The sequence below is a fragment of the Streptomyces sp. NPDC001093 genome (genome assembly GCF_040298985.1).
Taxonomy (GTDB): domain Bacteria; phylum Actinomycetota; class Actinomycetes; order Streptomycetales; family Streptomycetaceae; genus Streptomyces.
This window is the reverse complement of the sequence record NZ_JBEPBF010000125.1, coordinates 14,337-30,760: the sequence shown is the minus strand read 5'-3', so window position 1 is coordinate 30,760 and position 16,424 is coordinate 14,337. Positions and strand designations below refer to the sequence as shown.

Genomic DNA, 16,424 nt, shown 5'->3' with positions numbered 1-16,424 from the left:
TCCGACGGCTGCCCGCCGGAGCTGGACGGCCTGGTCATGCGCTCGCTCGCCAAGGAGCCGGACGACCGGTTCCAGACGGCCGAGGAGGAGGCGGCCGCCGCCACGCGCGCCGCGCTGGCCGAGCCGCGGTTCGGGCCCGTCGCGCGGTGGGCGGACATCGGGCCGTACCGGCTGCTCACCGCGCTGCCGCCGCAGGCCGCGCACGATCCCGTGGTCGGCCCCCTGCTCTCCCCCGCCCACCGGGAACTGGCCCGCACCGCCGAGGTCTACCTCGACTGCGCGGGCCAGGCCGGCCGTACGGCCGCCGAACTGGGCATCCACCGGCAGACCCTGTACTACCGCCTCTCCCGGGTCGAGCAGCTGACCGGCCTGGACCTGGACGACGGCGAGGACCGGCTGCTGCTGCACATGGCGCTGAAGCGGGCTCGGCTGTAGCGCCGTCGTACGGCCGGATCAGGTTGCGTCGGCGCTGCCTCCGCTGCGGGACGTTCCGGACCATCGCCTCCCAGCATGGTCACGCGCACCCGTGAGCGCGGTCAGCGCCTCCGTGAGGGTGCCCGGGGTGCGCGGGCCGTCGGGCCAGTGGGCGGCGATGTGGCCGTCCGGGCGGACGAGGAGCGCGCCGTGCGGACCGAGGGCGTACGACTCGGTGTGCTCGCGCGCCAGGGGCTCGATGTGCAGCGGCACGGGTACGGCGGTGGGGGGCGCCCAGCGCGTGGGGTCCGGGGTGAGCAGGGTGAACCACGCGCCGAGGGTGTCGAGGGCCGAGCGGTCGCCGGTGAGCCAGAGGTGGGGCATGCGGTGGCCCGGCCGCACGGTGGGCGTGTAGTCCGTGCCGGGCTCCGGTGGCTCGGGCGGGGCATCGGTGGCCGTGAGGACGGCGGCCGAGCGGTAGGCGACGCCGAGCACCAGGCCCAGCTGTGCGAAGTACCGGTCCGCCCAGGGCGGTTGGACCTGGTCCGGCACCACGTCCCCCGCCCGCAGCTGTGCGCGCCGGCGGTCCTGCACCTCGCGCAGCAGCCGGGCGTTGGCCACCGCCTGGCGGAGTGTCTCGCGGGCGACGGGGTGCCGCTCGGCCTCGTAGGTGTCCAGCAGGCCGGGTCCGGCCCAGCCCTGGAGCACGCCCGCCAGTTTCCAGGCGAGGTTGTGCGCGTCGGCCACGCCGGCGTTCATACCCAGGCCACCGATGACGGGGACGGCGTGCGCGGCATCGCCGGCCAGCAGGATCCGGCCGTGCCGGAGGCGTTCGGCGACGCGTGCCTCCATCACCCAGTGCTGGACGCGCAGCACCTCCGGCCGTACGGCGGTGCCGGGACCGAGGGCCGCCGCGACGAGGCCGCCCCAGTCGGTGCCGTCGGCGTTCTCGGGCGTGGGGCCGAACCAGGCCCAGCCCCCTTCGGGGTAGAGCGGCGTGAAGGACCCCCGCGCGGTGAAGTAGACCCCGGCGGGCCGGTCGGCACACCAGCGGTCGAGGTCGGCGTCGAAGACGACGGTGGTGACACCGCCCAGCGCACCGGGGCCGGCGGTGCCGATGTCCAGCAGGTCCCGGACGGTGGAGTGCGCGCCGTCGGCGGCGAGGACGTACCGGGCCCGGATCCGCCCCTCGGCTCCGGTGCGGTGATCGGTGAGCCGCGCTGTGACACCTCCGAACTCCTCGGTCAGGCCGATGAGTTCGACACCGAACCGCACCGGCGCGTCCGCCGCGTCGAGCAGCACCGGTTCCAGCCGGTCCTGCGAGGTGCACACGCCGAGCGCGGGGCTCTCCGGCACCGGCGCGTGCACCCCGGCCATCGCCGCCGAGGCGAAGTCGGCGCCGCTGAGGGTGTCGCGGAAGCGGACCCGTCCGTAGCGCGGCGCGAAGGCGCGGGCGGTGATCCGGCCGGCGAGCCCGAGCCCGCGGAAGATCTCCATCGAGCGCACGTTGACGAGCCGGGACCGGGGGAACGGCGACAGCTCGGTGTGCCGCTCGACGAGCAGGGCGGATACGCCCCAGCGCTCCAGCAGCGCCCGCACGGTGAGCCCGACCGGTCCGCCGCCGACGATCAGCACCGCCACCTCGGCGTCACGCATGAGGCCAATCTCTCCTGCCCGGCGGGCGGCCGCAATCCGCGTGCCGGCGGGCGTGGCGGTCTGCGGTGCCGCGCGTGCGGGAGAGCCGGATCAGCCCGCCGCGGCCCCGCCGACGATCCGCCGGAGACCCTCGGTGAGCTGCTCCGCGGTGGTCGCCGTGTCCGGGTCGAAGAGCCACTGGACCATGAGGCCGTTGAGGAGGGTCATGTAGAAACGGCCCTCGGTTTCGGCGGACTCCTCGTCGAGGTCGGCCTCCGGGATGCCGCTGAACAGGGACACCAGCCCCGAGCGACCCGTCTTCTGCGCCTCGGCGAGCAGCTTGCGCACCTCCGCGATCCGGTCGTCGCCCTGGAACATCAGCTCGAAGCTCAGCAGCCAGATCGCCCGTGACTCGGGCACCGTGCGGATGATGCTCGTCCACACCTCCTGGAAGCGCTCCAGGGACCCGGGAGGCTGCGTCACCGTACCGCCGAGGTCCGGGTCGAAGCTCTCCCCCACACCCTCGATCAGCGCGATGTACGCCTGCACCAGCAGCGCGTCCTTCGAGCCGTAGTGGTAGCCGATCGACGCCAGGTTCGTCCCCGACTCCTTGACGATGTCCCGCGCGGTCGTACGCAGGAACCCCTTCTCCATCAGGCAGCGCTTGGCGCCTTCGAGCAGATCCTCACGGTGTCCCATGCCGGCCACCCTACCGCCGGTCCATACGTACGTCCTAGACGAACGACTTATACGCTCGTTCTATACAAGCGTTTAAGACGGGCGTACAGTCTCCGGCATGACGAACTCGACGAGCACAACCGCCTCCGTCGGCGCCGAGAGCGCCGCCCCCGCCCGCGCCGGGCGCCGCGAGTGGACCGCCCTGGGCGTGCTGATGCTGCCGCTGCTGCTGGTCTCGATGGACGTCTCGGTCCTCTACTTCGCGACCCCCGCGATCAGCGCCGACCTGCACCCGAGCGGCACCCAGCAGCTGTGGATCTTCGACGTCTACGGCTTCGTCCTGGCGGGCCTGCTGATGACCATGGGCTCCCTCGGCGACCGCATCGGCCGCCGCAGGCTCCTCCTGACGGGTGCGGCGGCCTTCGGCGGCGCCTCGCTGCTCGCGGCCTACGCCGACAGCGCCGGGACCCTGATCGCGGCCCGCGCGGTCCTCGGTCTCGGCGGTGCGACCCTGATGCCGTCCACCATGGCGCTGCTGCGCACGATGTTCACCGACCCTGCCCAGCGTGCGAAGGCAATCGGGCTGTGGTCCGGCGTCATGACCGGCGGTATCGCGCTCGGCTCCGTGATGAGCGGCATCCTGGTCGAGCACTTCTGGTGGGGCTCGGTCTTCCTGGTCAACCTGCCCGCCATGGCCCTGCTCCTGCTTCTCGGCCCGGTGCTGCTGCCGGAGTCCAGGGACCCGGACCCCGGGCGTTTCGACTGGCTGAGCGTGCCGCTGTCGCTGGCCGCCGTGCTCCCCGTGATCTACGGCCTGAAGGAGATCCCCTCCGAGGGCTGGCACCCGCTGTACGTCGTCTCGACCGCCGTCGGCCTGCTCTTCGCGGCCCTGTTCGTCCACCGCCAGCGCACCAGCTCCTCCCCCCTGATCCCGCCGGCCCTGCTGAAGGGCCACGGCTTCACCCCGGCGCTGGTCCTGAACCTGGTCGCGAGCCTCGCCATGATGGGCTCGGCCGTCTTCACCACGCAGTACCTGCAGTCGGTCCTCGGCAAGAGCCCGCTGTCGGCGGCCCTGTGGAGCCTGCTGCCCTCGGTGTTCATCGGGTTCGCCGGTCCGGTCACCGCCCAGCTCGTCCAGCGGGGCGTCAACCGGGGGTACGTCGTCGCCGGCGGCTTCGCGGCCATGGCGGCCGGTTACTCGATGCTCGCCCTCGTCGGCACCGACTCGCTGTGGCAGGCCCTCGCCGGGGCCGGCGTCCTCGCCTGCGGGATGGTCGCGATCGTCTCCCAGCTGACCGACCTGGCCATGAGCGGCGCCCCGGTGGAGCGGGCGGGCACGGCCTCCTCCCTGCTGGAGACCAGCGCCGAGTTCGGCGGCGCGCTCGGCATGGCGGTCCTCGGCTCGATCGGCACGGCGGTCTACCGCCACGAGATGCCGGCCACCGCCCCGGCCGGGGCCCGCGAGACCCTGGGCGACGCCCTCGCCACGGCCGCCCACTTGCCCGGCCGGGCCGGCCAGTCCCTCCTCGCCACGGCCCGCGAGGCCTTCACCAGCGGGATGCAGGGCGCGGCGATCGCCGGCGCGGTGCTGGTGGCGCTGGCGGCGGTGGGAGCGGCGGTGTCCTTGCGGAGGATCGAGGTGCGGGACGACTCATAGGGCACGAAAGAACGCCGGGCGGGCTGACGAAAGTCAGCCCGCCCGGCGTTCGCGGGGGAAACGACTCAGGCCAGGTTCACCGACCGAGCCGAAGTGGCGCCGATCTCGGAAGCAACCTCGGCCAGCACGGCGGAGCCCACCGTGTCGTCGACGGTGAGCACGGCCAGCGCCTCGCCGCCGGCGACCGCGCGAGCGACCTGCATGCCGGCGATGTTGATGCCCGCCTCGCCGAGGATGCGGCCGACGGTGCCGACGACACCGGGGCGGTCCTCGTAGCGCAGGACGAGCATGTGGTCGGCGAGGGCGAGGTCGACGTCGTAGTCACCGACCGCGACGATCTTCTGGACGTGCTTCGGGCCGGCCAGCGTGCCGGAGACCGACACCTCCTCGCCGTCCGCGAGCGTGCCGCGCACGGTGACGACGTTGCGGTGCTCGGGCGACTCGGAGCTGGTGGTCAGCCGGACCTCGACGCCACGCTCCTGGGCGAACAGCGGCGCGTTGACGTAACTCACCGTCTCGTCGACGACGTCCTCGAAGACGCCCTTGAGCGCGGACAGCTCCAGCACCTTCACGTCGTGCTGGGTGATCTCGCCGTAGACCTCGACGTCGAGGCGGACCGCGACCTCACCGGCGAGCGCGGTGAAGATCCGGCCGAGGCGCTCGGCGAGCGGCAGACCCGGCTTGACGTCCTCGGCGATGACACCGCCCTGGACGTTCACCGCGTCCGGCACCAGCTCGCCGGCGAGGGCGAGACGGACGGACTTGGCGACCGCGATGCCCGCCTTCTCCTGGGCCTCGTCGGTGGAGGCACCGAGGTGCGGGGTGCACACGACCTGGTCCAGCTCGAACAGCGGGGAGTCGGTGCAGGGCTCCTTGGCGTACACGTCGAGGCCGGCGCCGGCGACCCGGCCCTCCTTCAGCGCCGCGTACAGCGCCGCCTCGTCCACGATGCCGCCGCGCGCGGCGTTGACGATGCGCACGCTCGGCTTGACCTTGCGCAGCGCCTCGTCGCCGATGAGGCCGAGGGTCTCGGGGGTCTTGGGCAGGTGGACGGTGATGAAGTCGGAGACCTCCAGCAGCTCGTCCAGGGAGAGGACCTTCACGCCCATCTGGGCGGCGCGGGCGGGCTGGACGTAGGGGTCGTAGGCGACGACCTTCATGCCGAAGGCGGACATGCGCTGGGCGACCAGGGCGCCGATGCGGCCGAGGCCGACGACACCGAGGGTCTTCTCGGCCAGCTCGACGCCCGTGTACTTGCTGCGCTTCCACTCGCCGTTCTTCAGCGCGGCGTTGGCCTGCGGGATGTTGCGGGCGGAGGCGAGGATCAGACCGCAGGCCAGCTCGGCGGCGGTCACGATGTTGGAGGTCGGGGCGTTGACGACCATCACGCCGGCCTTGGTGGCGGCGGAGACGTCGACGTTGTCCAGGCCGACGCCGGCGCGGGCGACGACCTTGAGCTTCTTCGCCGCGGCGATGGCCTCGGCGTCGACCTTGGTGGCGGAACGGATCAGGATCGCGTCCACGTCGGCGATGGCGGGGAGCAGTTCGGCTCGGTCTGCTCCGTTGGCGTGCCGGATCTCGAAGTCCGGGCCGAGTGCGTCCACGGTCGCGGGCGACAGCTCTTCAGCGATGAGTACGACGGGTTTCGAGCTCACGTGAGGTCCTCACAAGTCCAGAGCATGCGGACGGCCGTCCCGACGGCCGCAGGCGGAGGAGGGGGGCTAGCCGCGGAAGACGCACGACGCTGTGGGCCTGACGCGTGTTTGTGCAGCAGTCTAGTGGCGTGGCGGCGGGCGGAATGCGCCTCCACGGAAGGATCACCCGGACGGGCAACTCCATTTTGTACGGAGGTTTCGCCCCGGATGGACGAAGGGGGCCGGAGCAGCACGCCCCGGCCCCCGACATGAGGCTTACGCCTCCTCGTTCACCCAGCTCATCAGCTTGCGCAGCTGCTTGCCGGTGGTCTCCAGCAGGTGCTCGGAGTCCTGCTTCTTGTACTCGTTGTACTTCTTCAGGCCGCCGTGGTACTCGTCCATCCACTGCCTCGCGAAGGAGCCGTCCTGGATCTCGGCGAGGACCTTCTTCATCTCGGCCTTGGTGGCGTCGGTGATGATCCGCGGGCCGGTGACGTAGTCGCCCCACTCGGCGGTCTCGGAGATGGACCAGCGCATCTTCTCCAGGCCGCCCTCGTACATGAGGTCCACGATCAGCTTCAGCTCGTGCAGGCACTCGAAGTAGGCGATCTCCGGCTGGTAGCCGGCCTCGGTCAGGGTCTCGAAGCCCGCCTTGACCAGCGCGGCCGTACCACCGCAGAGGACGGCCTGCTCGCCGAACAGGTCGGTCTCGGTCTCCTCGGTGAAGGTCGTCTTGATGACGCCGGCGCGGGTGCCGCCGATGCCCTTGGCGTACGACAGGGCCAGCGCGAAGGCGCCTCCGGAGGCGTCCTGCTCGACGGCCGCGATGCACGGAACGCCGCGGCCCTCCTCGTACTGACGGCGCACCAGGTGGCCCGGGCCCTTCGGTGCGACCATGCAGACGTCCACGCCGGCCGGGGGCTTGATGAAGCCGAAGCGGATGTTGAAGCCGTGGCCGAAGAACAGCGCGTCGCCGTCCTTCAGGTTCGGGGCGATGGACTCCTCGTAGACCTGGGCCTGGATCGGGTCCGGCACCAGGATCATGATGACGTCGGCCTCGGCGGCGGCCTCGGACGGCGTCACCACGCGCAGGCCCTGCTCCTCGGCCTTGGCCTTGGACTTGGAGCCCTCGTGCAGACCGACACGGACGTCGACACCGGAGTCACGCAGCGACAGCGCGTGGGCGTGGCCCTGGCTGCCGTAGCCGATGACCGCGACCTTGCGGCCCTGGATGATGGACAGGTCGGCGTCAGCGTCGTAGAACAGCTCGGCCACTTTGGGTTCTCTCCTTGGTGTGCAGGTTGTGCGTCCCACCGTATGACGGTGAGGGGAAGGGAAGTCTCGGGGTCTCGGCATCCGGGCGGACGGCGTGTCGCCGACCGCCCGGTTTCAGCCGTACTTCAGCCTCAAGCGGATCGGTCGAGGGCGCGCAGCGAGCGGTCCGTGATCGAACGGGCGCCGCGGCCGATGGCGATCGTGCCGGACTGCACCAGCTCCTTGATGCCGAACGGCTCCAGCATCTTGAGCATGGCGGACAGCTTCTCGCTGGATCCGGTGGCCTCGATGGTGACGGCCTCCGGGGAGACGTCGACGGTCTTGGCGCGGAACAGCTGGACGATCTCGACGATCTGGGAGCGGGTCTCGTTGTCGGCGCGGACCTTCACCAGGACGAGTTCGCGCTGCACGGCCTGACCGGGCTCCAGCTCGACGATCTTCAGCACGTTGACGAGCTTGTTGAGCTGCTTGGTCACCTGCTCCAGCGGCAGGTCCTCGACACCCACCACGATGGTGATGCGGGAGATGTCGGGGTGCTCGGTGACGCCGACCGCGAGCGAGTCGATGTTGAAGCCCCGGCGGGAGAACAGGGCGGCGATCCGGGCGAGGATGCCCGGCGTGTTCTCCACCAGGACGGAGAGCGTGTGCTTTGACATGATCTCTTTGCTCTTCCTCGCTCAGTCGTCTTCGTTGTCGCCGAAGTCGGGGCGGACGTCCCGGGCGGCCATGATCTCGTCGTTGGAGGTGCCGGCGGCGACCATCGGCCACACCATCGCGTCCTCGTGGACGATGAAGTCGATGACGACCGGGCGGTCGTTGATGGAGTTCGCCTCTTCGATGACCTTGTCCAGGTCCTCCGGGCGCTCGCAGCGCAGACCCACGCAGCCCATCGCCTCGGACAGCTTCACGAAGTCCGGCACGCGCGTGCCCTTGGCCTCCGGGTTGATGTCGTCGGGGCCGCTGTGCAGCACGGTGTTGGAGTAGCGCTGGTTGTAGAACAGGGTCTGCCACTGGCGGACCATCCCGAGGGCGCCGTTGTTGATGATGGCGACCTTGATCGGGATGTTGTTCAGGGCGCAGGTGGTCAGTTCCTGGTTGGTCATCTGGAAGCAGCCGTCGCCGTCGATCGCCCAGACCGTGTGGTCCGGCTGTCCGGCCTTGGCGCCCATCGCCGCCGGGACCGCGTAGCCCATGGTTCCGGCACCGCCGGAGTTCAGCCAGGTGGCGGGCTTCTCGTACTGGATGAAGTGCGCGGACCACATCTGGTGCTGGCCGACGCCCGCCGCGAAGATCGTGCCCTCCGGCGCCAGTTGCCCGATGCGCTCGATGACCTGCTGCGGGGAGAGCGAGCCGTCCTCGGGCTGGTCGTAGCCGAGCGGGTAGGTCTCGCGCCAGCGGTTCAGGTCGCTCCACCAGGCGGTGTAGTCGCCCTTGTTGCCCTCGCTGTGCTCCTTCTGCACCGCCTGGACCAGGTCGGCGATGACCTCGCGGGCGTCACCGACGATCGGCACGTCGGCGGCGCGGTTCTTGCCGATCTCGGCCGGGTCGATGTCGGCGTGGACGATCTTGGCGTACGGGGCGAAGCTGTCCAGCTTGCCGGTGACGCGGTCGTCGAAGCGGGCTCCGAGGGCGACGATCAGGTCGGCCTTCTGCAGCGCGGTGACGGCGGTGACCGCACCGTGCATGCCCGGCATTCCCACGTGCAGCGGGTGGCTGTCGGGGAACGCGCCGAGCGCCATCAGGGTGGTGGTGACGGGCGCTCCGGTGAGTTCGGCGAGGACCTTCAGCTCGGCGGTGGCGTGCGCCTTGATGACGCCGCCGCCGACGTAGAGGACGGGCCGCCTGGCGGAGGTGATCAGCTTGGCCGCCTCGCGGATCTGCTTGGCGTGCGGCTTGGTCACCGGTCGGTAGCCGGGCAGGTCCATGGTGGGCGGCCAGGAGAAGGTGGTCTTCGCCTGGAGGGCGTCCTTGGCGATGTCGACCAGGACCGGGCCCGGGCGGCCGGTGGAGGCGATGTGGAACGCCTGCGCGATGACCTGCGGGATGTCCTCGGCCTTGGTGACGAGGAAGTTGTGCTTGGTGATCGGCATGGTGATGCCGACGATGTCCGCCTCCTGGAAGGCGTCCGTGCCGATCGACTTCGAGGCGACCTGGCCGGTGATCGCGACCAGCGGGACGGAGTCCATGTGGGCGTCGGCGATCGGGGTGACCAGGTTGGTGGCGCCGGGGCCGCTCGTCGCCATGCAGACGCCGACCCTGCCGGTGGCCTGCGCATAGCCGGTGGCAGCGTGGCCGGCGCCCTGCTCGTGGCGGACCAGCACGTGACGGACCCTCTTCGAGTCCATCAGGGGGTCGTACGCCGGCAGGATCGCGCCGCCGGGAATGCCGAATACCGTGTCAGCGCCGACCTCCTCGAGGGAGCGGATGAGGGACTGCGCACCCGTGACGTGCTCGACGGGGGCGGACTGCTGTCCTCCGGATCGGGGCCGCGGCTGCGGATGGGCCCCGGTGGCCTGCTCGGTCATCGGCATTCTCTTCTCGATGCTGAGGGTTTTTGCGAGGTTTGTACGGAGTTCAAGCGCTGCACGAAAAGCACTCGTGCAACAAAAAACCCCTCGTGCCGCAAGGCAAGCGAGGGGAGCGCGCCGGTGAGGTCGCTGGGGTTGCCGGATCGTCCTCCGGTGGGTCCCAGCTCAGCCGACGCGCTGTCCAAGTACGAGAATTCGGGTGCGCATGGCACTGACCCTCCCCCCGACGCGCACCACGTGTCAAGTGGGTGGGACGGGAGTCTCAGAATGTGAGCGAAGGGCACTGCCGCCTCCGAAGACAGCCGTAACACCCCCTGTGTACACCCCGGAGCGCCCCTTCGGCTCGCTCACACTCCCGGCGAACGCCGGCTCGGCCGGTGCGTGCGGCACCGGGTAGTGGCCGGACCCGAGCGCCCGGCGCAGCCGGTACTCGTCGAGCGGCCCCGCGAAGGCCATGCCCTGCCCGTGCGTGCAGCCCATCGCGCGCAGCGCGACGACCTGCTCCGGCAGGTCCACGCCCTCGGCCACCGACTGCAGGCCGAGATCGCCGGCGATCCGCAGCAGACCGCTGGTGATCTTGTGCAGCCGCCCGGACTCCACGACGCCCTCGACCAGGCTGCGGTCGAGTTTGAGGATGTCCACGGGCAGCCTTCTGAGGGCGGTGATGGCCGCGTGGCCGCTGCCGAAGCCGTCCAGCGCGATCCGCACCCCGAGGCGGCTGAGCGCGGTCAGCCGCCGCTCCAGCTCGTCCAGGGAGACCAGCGGATCGGTGTCGGACAGCTCCAGGACCAGTGCGCCGGGCGGCAGCCCGTGCCGGGTCAGCAGCGCCTCCACGGAGCCGAGCGGCATCGAGCGGTCCACCAGTCGCCGGGCGCTCGTCCGTACGGTCACCGGGACGACGATCCCGGTGGCGGCCCGCTCGGCGGCCTGCTCGACGGCCTCCCGCAGGATCCAGCGGTCCAGCTCGGCGGTCTTGTCGCCGTCCTCGGTCACCCGCAGGAACTCGGCCGGGGTGAACAGCACGCCCTGCGAGGAGCGCCAGCGCGCCTGCGCGGAGACCGCCGTGATCCGGCCGGTCGACAGGCACACCACCGGCTGGTGCAGCAGGGCGAACTCGCCGTCGTGCAGCGCGGCACGCAGCCGGGTGGCCAGCTCCGCCTTGCGTACGACGTCCTGCTGCATCTGCGGCTTGTACAGCTCGACCCGGCCCTTTCCGGCCGCTTTGGCGCGGTACATCGCGAGGTCGGCGTTGCGCAGCAACTCGCCCGCCCCGAGGCCCGGTTCGGCGAAGGCGACGCCGATGGAGGCGTTGACCCGCACGTCGCTGCCGTCGATGGCGTACGGCTGGGAGAGGGTCACCCTGAGGCGGTCGGCGAGCTCCAGGATGTTCCGCTCCCGGGCGGCACGGTCACGGCTGCCGTCCCCGACGATCAGGGCCGCGAACTCGTCGCCGCCCAGCCGGGACGCGGTGTCCCCCTGCCGGACCGCGTCCTGGAGTCTGCGGGCGGCCTGGACGAGCAGCTCGTCCCCGGCCTGGTGCCCGATCGTGTCGTTGACGGCCTTGAAGCCGTCCAGGTCGATGAAGAGCACGGCCGTGCCCAGCAGCGCGGCACCCCGGTCGGTGGCACGGCGGCCGGACAGCGCCTGCTGCACTCTCCGGGTGAACAGCGCGCGGTTGGGCAGGTCGGTCAGCGGGTCGTGCTCGGCGTTGTGCTGCAGCTGCGCCTGCAGACGGACGCGCTCGGTCACGTCCCGGCTGTTGAAGATCAGGCCGCCGTGGTGGCGGTTGACGGTGGACTCCACGTTGAGCCAGCCTCCCCCGCTCTCGGCTGCGCTCGAGCGGGCGGTGCCCCCACCGCCGGACCGGAAGCGGCACTCGATGCGGGTGGTGGGTTCCTCCAGGGGGTCGGCGGCGAGGAAGCGGCGCACCTCGTGCACCACGCAGCCCAGGTCCTCCGGGTGGATGAGGGCGGCCAGCTCCGTGCCCACCAGTTCCTCGGCCGGGCGGCCGTAGACCCCGGCGGCGGCCGGGGAGACGTACCGCAGGATGCCGTTGGGCGCGGCGATCATGATCACGTCGCTGGAGCCCTGCACCAGCGAGCGGAAGTGGTTCTCCTTCTGCGCCAGTTCCTGGGTCAGGGTGATGTTGTCCAGCAGCATGATGCCCTGCCGGATGACGAGGGCGAGTACGACGGCGCCCGCGGTGATCAGCACGACATGGTCGGGTCGGCGCCCGTTGAGGACGTTGTACAGGATGCCCAGGGTGCACACGGCGGCGGCGAGGTACGGGGTGAGGGCGGCCAGGGAGCCGGTGAGCGGCCGGCCGGCCGGATACCGGCTGTGATCACCTCCGGGGGCGGGCGCGGGCGCATGGTGGTGGCTCGTGCCGCGCTGTCCGGGCACGTGTTCGTGGACCACGCGCGTGTGCCCGTCCGGTACGTGCCCCTCCTGTCCGCCCTTGCGGCGGGGCGCGGCCCAGGGGGCGTAGGCGAGCAGCAGCGAACCGGCGAACCAGCCGGCGTCCAGCAGCTGACCGGAGTGGTAGCTGCTGTGCAGCAGCGGCGAGGTGAACAGCGCGTCGCACATGACGGTCAGCGCGAGCGCGCCGATCGCCGTGTTCACGGCGGTGCGGTTGCCCGGGGTGCGGCGGAAGTGCAGCGCGAGCACCATGCTGACGAGCGCGATGTCGAGCAGCGGGTACGCCAGCGACAGCGCGGTGTGCGCCACGCTCGGCCCGTCGAACCGGGCCGCCTGGGCGAGCGCGAGGCTCCAGGACAGCGTGAGCAGCGAGCCGCCGATCAGCCAGGCGTCCAGCGCCAGGCAGATCCAGCCGGCCTTGGTCACCGGCCGTTTGGCGAGCACCAGCAGGCCCACGATGGCCGGCGGCGCGAAGCACAGGAAGAACAGGTCCGCGTAGGAGGGGCTGGGCACCGGCCGGCCGAGGACGACCTCGTACCATCCCCAGACCGCGTTGCCGAGGGACGCCATCGCCGAGGAGAGGGCGAACAGCAGCCAGGCCGAGCGGAAGCGGACGCGCGGACTGCGGGCGTACAGGAAGCAGGAGACGGCTGCGGTGCCCGCCGCGGCGGCCAGCCCGAAGTCGCCCATGATCAGCGCCAGTTCGTCCGTGCCCCAGTCGAAGGCGGCCCCGACGGCGTAGGCCGCGCAGACCAGGGCGAGAACGAGTTGCTCCCTCGTGCGGGTGCGTTCACCGGCGGCCGGCCGGCGGGACGCCGGCGCCTGCTGCGGATGCGGTGCGCGCACCGTCGCGTCGAGGGCGGTCGTCACCGAGGGCGGCGCGCTCACCGGGGCCTCCCGGTCTGCGCCGCTCCCGGGTCCCGACGGTCCCGGTGCGCTGGGTGCGCATGCCTCCTGCGGCCGTTGTGCCTGCGCTGCTGGTGGCTGGTGTGGTGGCCGCGTCTGCGCGCGGCCGTGCGCCAGGGCCGCCGTCGGCGGCTCCGCCGCGTCGGATCGTTCGTCCATAGGCCGTGCATCGCCCGTCGCCCCCCTCACAAATCTGAAATGTCCATCCCCGGCGCCGACGGTAGGCGGCGCAGCCCCTGTCGGGACGATACACCAGGATCGTCACTCAGGGACATAGCTTCTCTACGCTCCGTGACGACCAGCGCTGATGCGGGTACGGGGCGCGTCCGGGGGGTCGCGCAGGGTGCCGGAACCGGATTACACCCCTGTCGTCAGGACCACGTTCCGCAGGGGCTCGTGGTTCACGAATCGGGTCAGCTGGTCGGCGAGCAGCCGCTTGGCGCGCGGCAGGAAGGCGGAGGTGGGCCCGCCCACGTGGGGGGTGATGAGCACGCCGGGGGCCTGCCAGAGCGGGTGTCCGGGCGGCAGCGGCTCGGGGTCGGTGACGTCCAGGGCCGCGGTGATGCGGCCGCTCTCCAGCTCCGCGAGCAGCGCCTTGGTGTCCACGACGGGGCCGCGGGCCACGTTCACGAGCAGCGCCCCGTCCTTCATCCGCGCCAGGAATTCGGCGTCCGCCAGGCCCAGCGTGTCCTCCGTCAAGGGCGTGGAGAGGATCACGACATCAGCGTGTGGAAGCAGAGAAGGCAATTCGGTGAGCGGATGCACCGGACCGCGCGCCGTGGTGCGCTCAGAGCGCGCGACGCGCGCCACCCGCGCGAGCTCGAACGGCGCGAGCCGGTCTTCGATGGCGGCGCCGATGGCGCCGTAGCCGACGATGAGGACGGACTTGTCGGCGAGGGCGGGGTGGAAGGCACTCTGCCAGCGCTCCTGCTGCTGGGCCCGGACGAAGCCGGGGATGCCGCGCAGGGAGGCGAGGGTCAGGGCGAGCGCGAGTTCGGCGGTGCTCGCCTCGTGCACACCGCGCGCGTTGCACAGCTGGACGCCGGGCCGGATGACGGACAGCCGCGAGGTGACGTCGTCGACCCCGGCGGTGAGGGTCTGGATCACCCGGACGCCGGTGAGCTGCTCCAGCGGACGCACCTTGACCGGCCACCGCTTCATGTACGGCACCACGTACAGGACGCAGTCCGCCGGGTCGCCGGGAAAGGGCTGGTCACCGTCCTCGCCCCCGTCCCAGAACAGGTACCGGAGCCCCTCGGGCAGGCCCTCGATCTCCTCCGGCGCTATGGGAAGCCACACGTCAGCACTCATGGCATGGAGGCTATGTCAGGCACGCGCGCGTGCAGAGGTTAGGTTGGGGGCCGGGCAGAGGGAGGTTCACGAGCAGGTGGAGCGCAGGACGATCGGCGCGGGGGCGCTCGCGGTGGGGGCCGTCGGACTCGGGTGCATGCCGATGAGCTGGGCGTACAGCGGGTCACGGCAGCGGGGCGACGCATCGCTCAGGACCGTGCACCGGGCGCTGGACCTGGGTTCGACCCTCCTGGACACGGCGGACATGTACGGCCCGTTCACCAATGAGCTGCTGCTGGGCCGGGTGCTCAAGGAACGGCGCGCGGAGGCCTTCGTGTCCACGAAGGTGGGGCTGCTGGTGGGCGAGCAGCACGTCGTGGCCAACGGCCGCCCCGGGTATGTGAAGCGGGCCTGCGACGCCTCCCTGCGCCGCCTCCAGACGGATGTCATCGACCTCTACCAGCTGCATCGCGCCGACCCCGAGGTCCCCGTCGAGGAGACGTGGGGCGCGATGGCCGAGCTGGTGCGGGCCGGCAAGGTGCGGGCACTGGGCCTGTGCGCGGTGGGCGCGCGCGGTGGCCGCCGCTCCGGGGCGGGGCTGCACGACGGTACGGTGCGCCAGTTGCAGCGGGTGCAGCAGGTGTTCCCGGTGGCCGCGGTGGAGGCGGAGCTGTCGGTGTGGTCGCCCGAGGCGCTCCAGGCGCTGCTGCCGTGGTGCGAGGCGCGGGGCGTGGGTTTCCTCGCGGCGATGCCGCTGGGCAACGGCTTCCTGACGGGCACGCTGACCCCGGGCGAGGGTTTCGAACCGGACGACGTACGGGCCCGCCATCCCCGTTTCACGGCCGAGATGATGGCCGCCAACCAGCCGATCGTCGCGGGCCTGCGCCGCATCGCGCGCCGCCACGGCGAGAACGTCACCCCGGCCCAGGTGGCCCTGGCCTGGGTCCTGGCGCAGGGCCGCCATGTGATCGCCCTGCCGGGTGCCAAGCAGGAGCGGTGGGCCGTGGAGAATGCGGCGGCGGGCGACCTGCGGCTGACCGGGGAGGACCTCGCGGAGGTGTCACGGCTGCCGGCGGCTCAGGGGTCGTGGGACTGAGGGCCGAGGGGCGCGGGGCTACCGGGGTGCGCGGGATCGGTCGTGGTGGAGCGGGAACCCGGACGGGCGCCGGCGGTGTATGAGAAGGAGCACCTGCCGCCGGACGACCGCCCCGATGGGACCCTGATCGTGCAACGACGGGCTGTACCGGCCGTGTTGGACGCGGCCGCCCTCCTGCTGAAGGCCGGCTGCTCCTCCGACGGCGGAGGCCCTCCTGGCGGCCTCGGGAGGACGGCGGCCACGGGTACGGCACCGGGCACGGCCCCCTCCGGCGACGCCACCGAGCCGGCACCCCCTGCCAAGGGCTCGGTGAAGGTGCTGCGCACCGTGGCCGAGGGCCTGCGCACACCGTGGGGGCCGGCTCCGCTGCCCGGCGGCGGACTGCTGGTCTCCTCCCGCGACGACAGCACGATCGTCCGGATCGACGACAGGACGGGCCGCAGGACCGTGCCGGGCACGGTCTCGGGGGTCTCCCCGGCCGGGGAGGGCGGTCTGCTGGGCATCGCCCTGTCCCCCGGCTTCGCCTCGGACCACATGATCTGCGCCTGCTTCACCTCGGCCTCGGACAACCGCATCGTCCGCGTGCGGCGGGCGGTGACAAGGTGTGGCTGGTAACGAGCAACACGGACGGCCGGGGCCGGCCGGGCAAGGGCGACGACCGGGTGCTGGAGGCGGAGGTGCGGTGAGCGGCGCCGTCACTCGTCCTCGGCCGGCGGTGGCTCCGGCAGGCGTATGACCGCCTTTCCGGAGGCCAGGTCTATCGGGCCCCGGCCGGGGTCGTTGTCGCCGACGTCCTCGCGGGTCAGCTCCAGGCGGTTCTGTTCGTCCCGGGTGTGTTTGCGACTGGGTGCGAACAGTTCCTCGAAGGCGTTGAACACGGCCCCTCCCCCGCT

At 71.7% G+C, this 16,424-nt stretch carries 12 protein-coding genes and 1 pseudogene; 4 read left to right on the top strand and 9 right to left on the bottom strand.

Going from position 1 to position 16,424, the window contains the following annotated elements; all coding sequences use genetic code 11:
* A partial coding sequence (locus ABT288_RS39740; protein ID WP_351618807.1) for a PucR family transcriptional regulator occupies window positions 1-435 on the top strand: 435 nt, incomplete at its 5' end.
* Between the two features lie 18 nt (window positions 436-453).
* Here the strand turns inward: ABT288_RS39740 and ABT288_RS39735 are convergent.
* On the bottom strand, window positions 454-2,070 hold the full coding sequence (locus ABT288_RS39735) for an FAD-dependent monooxygenase (protein ID WP_351618806.1): 1,617 nt from the start codon (window positions 2,068-2,070) through the stop codon (window positions 454-456).
* 90 nt (window positions 2,071-2,160) lie between these two features.
* Entirely contained in the window at window positions 2,161-2,748 is a 588-nt protein-coding gene (locus ABT288_RS39730) for a TetR/AcrR family transcriptional regulator (protein WP_351618804.1), read from the bottom strand.
* 97 nt (window positions 2,749-2,845) lie between these two features.
* Between ABT288_RS39730 and ABT288_RS39725 the strand changes: the two genes are divergently transcribed.
* Complete coding sequence (locus ABT288_RS39725) at window positions 2,846-4,384, top strand: MFS transporter (protein WP_351618802.1); 1,539 nt, start codon at window positions 2,846-2,848, stop codon at window positions 4,382-4,384.
* Between the two features lie 65 nt (window positions 4,385-4,449).
* On the opposite strand, the gene serA is transcribed toward ABT288_RS39725, so the two are convergent.
* The 6 genes from serA to ABT288_RS39695 form a co-directional block, all read right to left on the bottom strand.
* The gene (gene serA / locus ABT288_RS39720; RefSeq protein ID WP_351618799.1) at window positions 4,450-6,039 is read right to left on the bottom strand and encodes a phosphoglycerate dehydrogenase; all 1,590 of its coding nucleotides are present in this window, start codon (window positions 6,037-6,039) and stop codon (window positions 4,450-4,452) included.
* A gap of 255 nt (window positions 6,040-6,294) precedes the next feature.
* Window positions 6,295-7,293 (bottom strand): ketol-acid reductoisomerase, encoded by a 999-nt coding sequence (gene ilvC, locus ABT288_RS39715; RefSeq protein ID WP_351618796.1) that lies wholly within the window; start codon window positions 7,291-7,293, stop codon window positions 6,295-6,297.
* Between the two features lie 131 nt (window positions 7,294-7,424).
* Window positions 7,425-7,949, bottom strand: coding sequence for an acetolactate synthase small subunit (gene ilvN / locus ABT288_RS39710; protein ID WP_055708145.1), 525 nt, complete (start codon window positions 7,947-7,949; stop codon window positions 7,425-7,427).
* Between the two features lie 21 nt (window positions 7,950-7,970).
* Window positions 7,971-9,818 carry an acetolactate synthase large subunit gene (locus tag ABT288_RS39705; RefSeq protein ID WP_351618794.1) on the bottom strand — a complete coding sequence of 616 codons (1,848 nt, stop codon included), beginning with the start codon at window positions 9,816-9,818 and terminating at the stop codon, window positions 7,971-7,973.
* A 243-nt stretch (window positions 9,819-10,061) separates the two neighbouring features.
* Window positions 10,062-13,127, bottom strand: coding sequence for a putative bifunctional diguanylate cyclase/phosphodiesterase (locus tag ABT288_RS39700; RefSeq protein ID WP_351618791.1), 3,066 nt, complete (start codon window positions 13,125-13,127; stop codon window positions 10,062-10,064).
* Between the two features lie 375 nt (window positions 13,128-13,502).
* Window positions 13,503-14,456 (bottom strand): 2-hydroxyacid dehydrogenase, encoded by a 954-nt coding sequence (locus ABT288_RS39695; RefSeq protein ID WP_351618788.1) that lies wholly within the window; start codon window positions 14,454-14,456, stop codon window positions 13,503-13,505.
* A gap of 76 nt (window positions 14,457-14,532) precedes the next feature.
* On the opposite strand from ABT288_RS39695, the gene ABT288_RS39690 reads away from it, so the two are divergent.
* Window positions 14,533-15,531, top strand: a complete 999-nt coding sequence (locus ABT288_RS39690) for an aldo/keto reductase (RefSeq protein ID WP_351618785.1) — start codon at window positions 14,533-14,535, stop codon at window positions 15,529-15,531.
* A 123-nt stretch (window positions 15,532-15,654) separates the two neighbouring features.
* A pseudogene (locus ABT288_RS39685) lies at window positions 15,655-16,116 on the top strand (PQQ-dependent sugar dehydrogenase); the annotation flags it as partial.
* Between the two features lie 110 nt (window positions 16,117-16,226).
* Here ABT288_RS39685 and ABT288_RS39680 read toward each other — a convergent pair.
* Window positions 16,227-16,409, bottom strand: a complete 183-nt coding sequence (locus ABT288_RS39680; RefSeq protein ID WP_351618783.1) for a DUF6191 domain-containing protein — start codon at window positions 16,407-16,409, stop codon at window positions 16,227-16,229.
* Window positions 16,410-16,424: the final 15 nt, after the last annotated feature.

Excerpts from the sequence above, each read along its gene's own strand:
- ABT288_RS39735 (WP_351618806.1), bottom strand. The coding sequence starts at position 2,070 with ATGCGTGACGCCGAGGTGGCGGTGCTGATCGTCGGCGGCGGACCGGTC.
- ABT288_RS39730 (WP_351618804.1), bottom strand. The coding sequence starts at position 2,748 with ATGGGACACCGTGAGGATCTGCTCGAAGGCGCCAAGCGCTGCCTGATG.
- ABT288_RS39725 (WP_351618802.1), top strand. The coding sequence starts at position 2,846 with ATGACGAACTCGACGAGCACAACCGCCTCCGTCGGCGCCGAGAGCGCC.
- ilvN (WP_055708145.1), bottom strand. The coding sequence starts at position 7,949 with ATGTCAAAGCACACGCTCTCCGTCCTGGTGGAGAACACGCCGGGCATC.
- ABT288_RS39705 (WP_351618794.1), bottom strand. The coding sequence starts at position 9,818 with ATGACCGAGCAGGCCACCGGGGCCCATCCGCAGCCGCGGCCCCGATCC.
- ABT288_RS39695 (WP_351618788.1), bottom strand. The coding sequence starts at position 14,456 with ATGAGTGCTGACGTGTGGCTTCCCATAGCGCCGGAGGAGATCGAGGGC.